Here is a 10,496-nt window from a genome sequence, read left to right on the forward strand (position 1 = left end):
GCATAACTAAGAGCACCCATAAGACAGAGTATCACACCTCGATCAAAGGTTAGTCCATCCTGAAGAGTCAAAAGCCCGACCCCGGACAGACAGAACAAAATTGCAATGAGAAGGAAGATATTTGGAACTCTATGAAAGAAGAATGCCTGAAGGAGGGGGACAAACACGACGGTTGTTGCCATGAGGAATCCGGCAGATGTGGTGGTGGAGGTCTTCATTCCGGAGAGCAGGAACCAGAATCCACAGAAAAAACAGAACCCAAGGACTGCACTTGAAACCAGAGTATGCATATAGATATGAATTATATGTCTCCGGAGGATCACTACCCCAATACCGAAGGCAATGCAAAAACGAAGAGCAACAAGGGTGAAGATGCCAAAACTCTCCATCCCCCATTTCATCGCCAGATATGATGAACCCCATATCAGAACAATTAGGACAAGCAATGCATCTGCAGATCTCTGGTTCATCGGTACCTGAAAAGAGTTTTTTCGTATACAGACATGGGCTCCCTTCCGGTAATTAGGTATGGATATGAGGTCAATTGAGATCATCGATAACCTGAATAATAATCCAGAGAACGATGAAAGCGTCGGATTCTCAAGGCTGTCATCAGGATGAAACGATAAATTAGATGAATTCAATGAATATCAGGACGAACGGACATGATGTGCAGAGTGGTATATCTCTGAAGGATACCGATTACCAAATACTATGGAAACTATAATCTTGCTCTGGGAAAATTATATCGGGAGAGATTCCGGCCTTATTTAGGATACATAATTGAGGAAAACTACATGATTCCAAAAATATCAATGTACAATCTTGCAAGCCTGGACGGGCGAATTGACTGGATCATAAACAGCCCTGAAACAATGTACCGGTACTACACACTGGCATTTCACTGGAGATCTGATGCAATCCTGATAGGGAGTAATACTCTGGTAGCCTTGGGTGAAGAAGACCCGAACGAAGCAGAGTTTTCACAAAAACCAGAACAAAATCCCCCACCTCCCGGAACTGAGCACCTGATGTATGAACCAAAACCGCTACTGGTGATCGTAGATAGCAGTGGACGGGTTCACAACTACCGGATGCTTCAGAAAGAGCCATGGTGGCGTGACATGGTCGTGCTATGCTCAAAAACAACACCTCAATCATACCTCGAATATCTTTGCAGCAGACAGGTGAACTACATCATTGCCGGAGATGATCATGTTGATATCAGATCAGCTCTCGAAGAACTAAACCGACAATATGGAGTCATCACCATCCGGACTGATACCGGAGGAGTGCTCAATGGGATACTCCTCCGGGAAGGACTTGTCGATGAAGTAAGCGTGCTTATTGGGCCGATGATGATCGGAGGAACAACCCCGAAAACGATATATTCAGCCCAGGATCTTTCATCTGCGAATGATGTAGTTACCCTGAAACTAACGCATATGGAGCGGATAGATGAAGATTATGTCTGGCTTACGTATGATGTGATAAAAAATCACATCCCACAATCCTGATACTCACGACGTATGGAAAACCGGCCATTGGAATACAACAGTATCGATTGCACTACCATATATCATAGTCCGGTTATGGGTCAGACACATTTCTTGTATTTTGGACATGATCCTGGTTGCACATTCTTGCATGCTGATCATAGGGTCTACCCAGACACCGGGGAGATTACCATACATCTCAAACTTAGGTGGCTGATAACAAGGAAAACACCAATCAAACAATAATCGGTCAGATAACGTAACCATTAACACGATCACGTCTTTTCACATTACATACATTCGCATGACCTCACTTCCAAATACCTCATTGCTTCGGTAATGGCTTATGAAAAAAAGGATTTATAAGGCCTGACTCTCATCACGGACAGTCTGTTGATAATCAGGATGTACCTCCTGACGGGCAAAGAATGCAAATAGAACAATGATAATGCTGATCATGAAAGTGCACAAAAACGCATGATCAAACCCGAGTGTAAGATCCGGGATCGTAATTCCTGCGATTGAGTCAATAGTACCCCCATTTCGGATACCAGTAGATGGGATACCCTGCATGAAAATAATATTGAAGAACGCTACTCCCATTGTAATAGGAAAAAATCGTAACAAATTGATCAAACTTGAGACCATTCCCTGGTATTGCTTGGATACCGAGTTTATTATCATATTTGATCCAGAGGTGATTATCGAGCCGCTTCCAAACCCAATTAACAATAAAGACAACACCACAAACCAGTCGCTCATAGCAGTTTGAACCGACGATAACAGAAGGTACCCAAAAAAAATGGGAACCCAGGAGACAATATTGATGGTCCTGCCGCCAACCTTGTGATACAACACTCCTCCAAGGATACCCCCGATCATAAGTCCAATCGAGAGTGATGTATAGATAATCCCGACTATTGAGGGAGTATGTTCCTTCACGTACTGCAGATAAAAAGGAACCAGATACATAATTCCGGCCATAATGAAGTTCACCAGAACTACTAATACAGTGGTTAACAGGAAGTTTTTCCGGGTAAAAAGACGTATCTCCAGCAGCGGATCAGGTACGGTGAGTTCATACCATACAAATCCCCCAAGCGTAAGAAGAGCCAGAACAACAGAGCCTAAAATAATTGGATTTGTCCAACCAAATGCCTGCCCTTTCGAGAATACAAAGAGCAGTGAAGACAGCCCGACAAATATCAAAACCGATCCTAACCTATCAAATCCAAGTTTCCATGGTTTGCTTGCGGTCTCAGGAATTACCATTTTACCACAGAGGATAGCTAAAAGTCCGATAGGAATATTAATAAAAAAAATCCAGCTCCAGGAGAGATACTGAGTAAGGATACCCCCGATAGTAGGACCGATTGCCATCCCTAATGCTGCCATCGTGAAGATCGTCCCCATTGCTTTTCCTCTCATTTCAATTGGGATATATGCAGCAACCATACCAGGCCCAATAGCGGTGATCATCGTAGCTCCGATAGCCTGGAATATTCGTGATACGACAAATGCAGAGAAAGAATTCAACAGAGCAGGCAGGAATCCACAGACTACTGATCCCAGGGTGAAGATCAAAAACCCGGATAGAAACATTCGTTTAAACCCAATCACATCAGAAATTTTACCAAAGATCAGAACACATCCGGCCATAACGAGAATGTATACCGTGATTACCAGGCTTGCTGTTCCAGGAAGGATATTAAATATTTTTGAGATGGTGGGAAGAGCAACGGTTACTATGGATGAATCTAACGCAGCCATAAAGTTGGCCAGGGCGATAGTCACCATGAGAATAGTAAATCGATTACGCTTACCAGTGTTATCGGGTACTTCCATTGGTCAATATATTTAATTGAACGCATAAGGAGATTGTTACTTGAATTTCAGTGATTACCGTAGTTTCATAATACGAGAGTGAATTCAGATTTCGATCAGGAGGAGTCATCAACAATGTAAAGACAGGGCAGTTCAATACTATCCCAATAATACCACACATGAAACATTGCATTGCCAGACTTTATGATATCATCAAAACAGGAGTCAGGAAGGTGAAGAAATGTCAACGATAACCGCAAATCAGGCATTTGGTTCCCCGGATAGAATCGTTACGAAAGCCAACCCGTACACGGAGAAATCGATGCTTCAGGGAGTATCCCGATCACTCCAATTTTCTTTTCTCACCCACATCAGTAAGAGACAAATACTCGTACAGTAAGTGTATGAATATATTGCAAATCCATCTCATCTCGCCAAATCACGAAAGGATTCGAGGGTACGATGCTATCTCACCTACCACGCAGAGATATTAGAAAGCCATTGAAAATTCGGGTTACTGGGTGCTAGCGTAACTCCAAAAGGTTCACCAGATATCGAAGAGTCCTTATGAACCTGCTTGAGGAAGAATTATGGTAGCAATTATGGGTTATTTGCTCCAAATAAGGCACTCATTATTTATACTTGCTCACTGAATATAAATTCAGGTAAAAATTATGGCAGATTTACCAATTGCAGCAGTAACCAGGATCGCCAAGGCAAACGGGGCAGAGCGGGTAGGAAGCGATGCAGCTGAACTCTTAGTGAAGATGACCGAAGCATACATTGCGAAACTTGCAAAGGAAGCAGAAAAACTGGCTGCTCATGCCGGAAGGAAGACCATCAAAGCCGAAGACGTTGAGATGGCTTTGGAAAACATCTAACTTTTTTTATTCTTCTCTATCTCATAACGCTGTTTCACACACGCCTTTGTATACCATACATTGAGATCGGAACCACCGATATGGCACCAGATATACCTTAATTCAAAGTGCGGTGAAAGTGTTTTATGGTTTATTAGGCCATCAATTCACGTAATCTCTACAATATGTGACGAATCAGGAAGGGCACAATCACTTTCGCGGTGTTTCCTAAACCTTTAGATACCAGGTACCTGTATCCTGCTATGCCATGCCTTACATCCAGACATATCCGGATCCTCAGGGTTTTTCTCCATAATCACTGCATCCAGCAGGGTCTTACTGATGGCGCTCAGTGCCCTGCTCAGTTCGAACCGAAATAACAATCTATACCCCTGCGGTAACTATTCGGAGATTTTCCCAAAACGATTCATGTATCACAACGAGATGCGAATCCGCCGGGTAATTATTGCGAATCAGATCCTGACCATCCTTGATGACGCGAGCGAATCCCAGAAGACCCGGGATAAGATCCGGTGATCATCATGAAAGATACTGACACATTTACCCTGGACACCTGTCGATCTGCCACCGGGATCACCACCTGGGAGATCAATGCGGGAACACTCTCAGTCTCTCATCACCAACAATCTCCTTCATTTCTGGTAAATTTTATCGACCCTCATCTTCACTATGAACTCATTGAAGATCTGGAATCCAGGTACAAAGTCAGGGAATGCACCATCAGATCCATCTATGATGAATATAAGGGGTATTCAATCGGGGCAGGAAGGGAGATTGCCGAACTGATCGAACAACAGACCCGGTACCAGGTTGCGCTCTTCAACGTAGATATCAGACCAGAGCAGAGGTTTGCTGCGAAACATCGTATAGTCCCGGGGGGATGGACCCATAGGAGCAGGTTTGATCCCGGCCAGCAGTTCCCAGGAACCATGATGGAGATCTCCTGCAGTGAGAATCCTCACCGATCCGAACATACCGGTACGATCACCGTACGGGATCTGACCGAAGAGCGGAGATTATATATCTTAAACGGGTCAGAACGGCAGAACATAGATGACCTCTTCGAGATTGTACAGTCTTGTGATCCTGATCTGATCCTCTACCCAGATTATGATCGCTGGTCATCGTTCATCTGCGATCAGGCCGAACGATGGGGAATACCTAACACCTTGAGCAGAACGGGAAGGTTCAAAAAACTCTCGCCCCGATCATACTTCAGTTATGGCAGGATGGAGCACCGGCTTGGAGCGATGATTCCAGAAGGGAGGATCATCATCGATACCAGGCAGAGTTTCATGCACCGGGAAGGAAATATCAGAGGAATCTTACTTGCATCCCGACTGACCGGCCTTTCCCCGAATCTGACCTGTCGCCTGACACCGGGAACGCTCGTCTCCAGTTATGAGGTGTATGAAGCACTGGCCCGTAATATTGCAGTGCCCTTCAGAAAGAAAGATGCAGAAACTCGCAGAAAATGTGAGGAGGTGCGGCTCGATTACCGGGGAGGACTAACCCTGCAGCCTTCACCCGGGATTTATGAAGATGTAACTCAGATCGACTTCACCTCATTTTATCCCTCGATCATCGTGAAGTACAACCTCTCACCTGAAACTATCAAAAATCCGGATCTGGAGGGATTTCTGCCATCAGTACTGGATCCGATCCTCAAACTCAGATGCGAGACCAAGCAGAAAATGAGAACTGACCATGGTTATGCAGGAATGGACGAGATTCTGAAATGGATGCTTGTTACCTGCTTTGGGTACACGGGTTACAAAAATGCCAGGTTCGGAAGGATCGAGGTGCATGAACAGATCACCTTCAAGGGAACGGAACTCCTCCAGAAGTGTATCACCCGAATCGTGGAAATGAACGGGAGGGTTCTGCATGCAATCATCGACTGTCTCTTTGTGCAGCAATGTAATCCTGATGAGATCAAAACAGCAATTGAAGATCTTACCGGATTTTTTATTGAATCTGAAACCTATGACTGGATCGTATTTTTGCCCCAGATTGACGGGACCGGCGCATACGGGAGTTATTATGGGCGTATCCGGGGAGGAGGGATAAAAGTCAGGGGAATTGCCGCCAGAAGGAGAAACACACCCCGGTACATCCAGCGGATGCAGGAAGAAATGTTTACCCTGATGGCCAGTGAATCCCGCATTGCGGACATCACGAGATGCTGGCCGGAGATCAGGGAGATCTACCACCGGTATTCAGAAGGACTCAAAACTGCCGACTTTGAGGATCTGGTTATAAAACGGAGGATCGGGCGGGAAAAATATCAAAAGAGGTGTATTCCCCAGGCTGTGATCAATACATATCAGTCATACGGGGTGGATCTGGCTCCCGGAATGGATGCATCATTTGTAGTCAGGGATGAGAAAGATCTCCTGGTGGATCCAGATTTTGATCCGAAAGGAATCGATATCAGATATTATCAGCGGATTTTAGATCGGGCATGGAAAGAAGTGGAATTCGTGTTTCAAACGATAGAAAAGTAGTTACTTTAAATACGGATTACGAATACAGCGATACTTGGAGTAACGAATCATCATTCCAGCAATACAACATATTCTCAGCAATAACTGGATTCCCGGATAATCTGAAATCAATATACTCTCTGTACACCTCGGTTCCTGTGGAGGGAGTTATCCCGGAGATTGCATAGCGTGCTGAATCAACATCAAGATCACACCGGCCGATGAGAATAGTATGGGCATAGAGGATGGGTGGTGAAGAAAAGATTGTCAGTTTAGGATCTGGAGCAGAATATACCCACATTTTTTCACCACTTTGTGCATGGACACCATGAATTTCATGTAATCCGGCAATAATAACTATATGATCAAGAATTACTATCCGCATTTCACTGCCAACATAATATTCGTCCGGCATTTCAGGAAGAACATACTCCCATAGGAATTCACCGGTAATGCGATCAAGAGCAACCATCTTTGTATCAAGACAATAAAGGAGCGTATCACCTGCAGGGATGATCGAACTCGAATACATAAATAACGGTTTCAATTCATTTTTTCGTGCTAATGGCTGACTTTCCCAGATCACCGCACCAGAGGTGCTGTTGATTGCTGCTACATGCCACCCACAATCTAAATATAAAACGTCCCCTATCTGGATGTTTGAATAGGGAGGAGAACGATATTCTTCGCGTAAGGGAATATCAAAGGTTTGTAACACGGTTCCATCATCCGGTTTTATGGAGAGTAACTTTACGTTTGCAAAACTCGGATTTGGATTTTTAAATTGGTTATATGGCAACCACTCTGTGCTGAATGCTACGGTTAGAAGTGTATTCCGGCCCATCACCGGGGCAACTGCACCATAATCGTTTGAAAAATCGCGTGTCCACATACTAGAAAACAGGGCGTTTTGAATCCCAAAGGCAGTTACCGATCTTCCGCCTGAAAGGATCAAATTCCCGGATATTGAGATATTTTTGGTTGAAATAAAATGATGTGAAGAAATTAGACTCGGTTGTGTGTTATCAAAAACATGAATACTATGGTATGAAGTAAGTCGCTGTGGTCCGTCTAACCGGAACTGGATACAAAAACCCCTGTTATGTACATATTCATCATAATTATCCTCTGGGTGATATTTCTTAAATTTCCAGAATGAACTGTTATTTTTAATAAATCCAGAGAATATTACTGCGATCTGATTCTGGCCGGACCAGACATAATTTGAGAGAAAAGTCCCTTCCCTGCTATCATGAGAATACACTTGCGGAGAGAAACCATGAATAAGCGTTTTCGATCTCATTTTTCCAGGTTCATTAAAGATCCATTAGAAGGGAAAACTTTCAAGGGGATAATGGTGTTGTAATCAGATCTAGCTCTTCGTCATGAAAGGTGGAAGACAGGGGATTTATTAAGTGAGAATCTGATTATGCATACCTGAAGGTCGGGTATTGGATTGCTGCTCTGGTTTGATACCTATTTTGCCCACAACGATCAATGAGTACCAGGTACTCATGGCATATGTCCACCGGATAGAAGTCCGTTATAAGGCTGATCCCCGCCTGACCGTCAGAACCAATCGGATCCGTTCGCTTGGGTTTCCCATTGAGGAACTCCATCTCATTAATATTTATACCATCTCCACAAATTCACGGGATTTCACGCCTGAAGAATTACGTGAGATCGGCCTCCAACTGACCAATCCGGTAGTTCAGAAATTTTCAGTGGACGAAGCGACCCAGACTTACTTTGATACTGCCATTGAGGTAGGTTTCCTGCCTGGTGTCACTGATAATGTAGGTACCACTGCACGACAGACCATCGAGGACTTCACTAAGAGGAGGTTTGAACCAGGGGAAGCGGTCTACTCCTCACATCTCTACTTTGTCTGCGGGAGACTCTCTTCTGAAGATCTTCAGAACCTGGCAACTACGCTTTCAAACCCGCTCATCAACCGTGTGTATATAAAATCCCGGCAGGAGTACGGGACGGTAGGTATGGACCAGGTTGTTCCATTCGTAGAACTTCATGAACTGCCTTGTGCCGATCCGGTTGATCTCAACCTAAATGACCAGGAACTTATCAGGATCGGAAAAGAAGGGATCCCGGATCCCCAGACCGGTAAGCGGAGGGGACCACTGGCCTTGGATCTTGCCCAACTGCATGCAATACGTGATTATTTTGCCACAAAAGGAAGACAGCCCACCGATGTTGAGATCGAGTCTCTTGCCCAGACCTGGAGTGAACACTGTAAACACACGATCTTCGCATCAGCCATCGATGAAGATATGCCAAAAGGTCTCTACAAGACCTGCATCCAGGCAGCAACCAACAAGATCAGAACAGAAAAAGGGGATAAGGATATCTGTCTGAGCGTTTTTTCTGATAACTCCGGGGGGATCATCTTTGATGATCAGTACCTCATCACCCATAAGGTCGAGACCCATAACTCCCCGTCAGCACTCGATCCATTTGGCGGTGCTCTCACCGGCATCGTAGGAGTGAACCGTGATACTATCGGGTTTGGGCTGGGTGCAAAACCCTGTATCAATATCTATGGATTCTGTGTCGGTGATCCTGACAGCGACCCGGCCCTCTATCGCGGGAAAGATCGGTCAAATCCGATCTTTTCTCCAAGACGAATCCTTGACGGAGTGATTTCTGGTGTCGGAGTAGGGGGAAACTGTTCAGGTATCCCGACCCCACAGGGTTTTGTCTGGTTTGACGACCGTTACGTAGGCAAACCACTTGTCTTCGCAGGCACGGTCGGCATCATGCCTCGTGTTGACGGGGCCCGAAAACTCTACGAGAAACAGGCAAAGCCGGGTGATCTCATCGTTATGGTCGGTGGCAGAGTGGGAAAAGACGGGATTCATGGGGCAACCTTCTCTTCCGAAGCACTTGATCCGGCAAGTCCGGTCACAGCCGTGCAGATCGGTGACCCGATCACTCAGAAGAAGGTATCAGATGTGATTGTAAAGGAGGCCCGTGATCGCGGACTCTATAGCAGCATAACTGATAACGGGGCAGGAGGGATCTCATGTTCGGTAGCAGAAATGGCAAAGGAGTGCAACGGGTGCCATGTCTGGCTTGATAAAGTCCCGCTCAAATATCCGGGAATGGCACCGTGGGAGATCTGGATCTCTGAATCACAGGAGCGTATGACACTTGCGGTCCCTCCTGATAAGATCGATGAATTTATAGACCTGTTGCAACGACGGGAGGTTGAGGGAACCGTGATCGGAACGTTTACCGATACCGGTCGCTGTGTGGTCGAATACCACGGGTCAGTTGTGATGGATATTGAACTTACTTTCCTCCACGATGGTTTACCTGAAAAACATCTCAAAACGGTCCATACCGCTCCGCAAGTGTCAGGACCTGAACCTCCGTGTCCTGATGATCTCGATGAGATAGTAAAAGCGATGCTCCTGCGAAAGAATATCTGTTCAAAGGAGTTTATCTCGATCCAGTATGACCACACCGTGCAGGGGGGACACGTACTTGGTCCGATTCAGGGAGCAGGAAGGGTGCAGGGGATGGCTACCCTGACAAAAGTCGTTGCAGGATCAAAGAAGGGCGTAGGGCTCTCTCAGGGACTCTTCCCTTCATACTCGGAGATCGATCCTTACCGCATGGCAGGTGCCTGTATTGACACCGCTATCCGTGGGCTTATTGCACTCGGTATACCCCTGGATGCCATCACTATCCTTGACAACTTCTGCTGGTGCTCATCAGATGAACCCGGGAGGCTTGATCAATTAAAAGCTGCAGCTCTCGGGTGTTATGACGGGGCCACCGGTTTTCTA

At 45.5% G+C, this 10,496-nt stretch carries 8 protein-coding genes; 5 read left to right on the top strand and 3 right to left on the bottom strand.

The features are described from left to right. The coding region (locus LUQ50_RS14920) for an EamA family transporter (protein ID WP_300041048.1) at positions 1–470 on the bottom strand (470 nt) is incomplete at its 3' end. Between the two features lie 327 nt (positions 471–797). On the opposite strand from LUQ50_RS14920, the gene LUQ50_RS14925 reads away from it, so the two are divergent. Then, on the top strand, positions 798–1,517 hold the full coding sequence (locus tag LUQ50_RS14925) for a RibD family protein (protein ID WP_300041050.1): 720 nt from the start codon (positions 798–800) through the stop codon (positions 1,515–1,517). Between the two features lie 339 nt (positions 1,518–1,856). Here LUQ50_RS14925 and LUQ50_RS14930 read toward each other — a convergent pair whose 3' ends face one another. Then, entirely contained in the window at positions 1,857–3,341 is a 1,485-nt protein-coding gene (locus tag LUQ50_RS14930) for an MFS transporter (RefSeq protein ID WP_300041052.1), read from the bottom strand. Between the two features lie 653 nt (positions 3,342–3,994). Between LUQ50_RS14930 and LUQ50_RS14935 the strand changes: the two genes are divergently transcribed. The 3 genes from LUQ50_RS14935 (at position 3,995) to LUQ50_RS14945 (ending at position 6,708) form a co-directional block, all read left to right on the top strand. Beyond that, a complete protein-coding gene (locus LUQ50_RS14935) occupies positions 3,995–4,201 on the top strand; it encodes a histone family protein (protein ID WP_300041054.1) in 207 nt (68 codons plus the stop codon). Positions 4,202–4,522: 321 nt separating this feature from the next. After that, entirely contained in the window at positions 4,523–4,717 is a 195-nt protein-coding gene (locus LUQ50_RS14940; protein ID WP_300041056.1) for a hypothetical protein, read from the top strand. Between the two features lie 5 nt (positions 4,718–4,722). Then, on the top strand, positions 4,723–6,708 hold the full coding sequence (locus tag LUQ50_RS14945; RefSeq protein WP_300041058.1) for a type B DNA-directed DNA polymerase: 1,986 nt from the start codon (positions 4,723–4,725) through the stop codon (positions 6,706–6,708). A gap of 16 nt (positions 6,709–6,724) precedes the next feature. On the opposite strand, the gene LUQ50_RS14950 is transcribed toward LUQ50_RS14945, so the two are convergent. After that, entirely contained in the window at positions 6,725–7,642 is a 918-nt protein-coding gene (locus LUQ50_RS14950) for a PQQ-binding-like beta-propeller repeat protein (protein ID WP_300041060.1), read from the bottom strand. Positions 7,643–8,168: 526 nt separating this feature from the next. Here LUQ50_RS14950 and LUQ50_RS14955 point away from each other — a divergent pair. Further along, the coding region (locus tag LUQ50_RS14955) for an AIR synthase-related protein (RefSeq protein WP_300041062.1) at positions 8,169–10,496 on the top strand (2,328 nt) is incomplete at its 3' end.

It is taken from the genome of Methanospirillum sp. (assembly GCF_028679455.1).
GTDB lineage: Archaea > Halobacteriota > Methanomicrobia > Methanomicrobiales > Methanospirillaceae > Methanospirillum.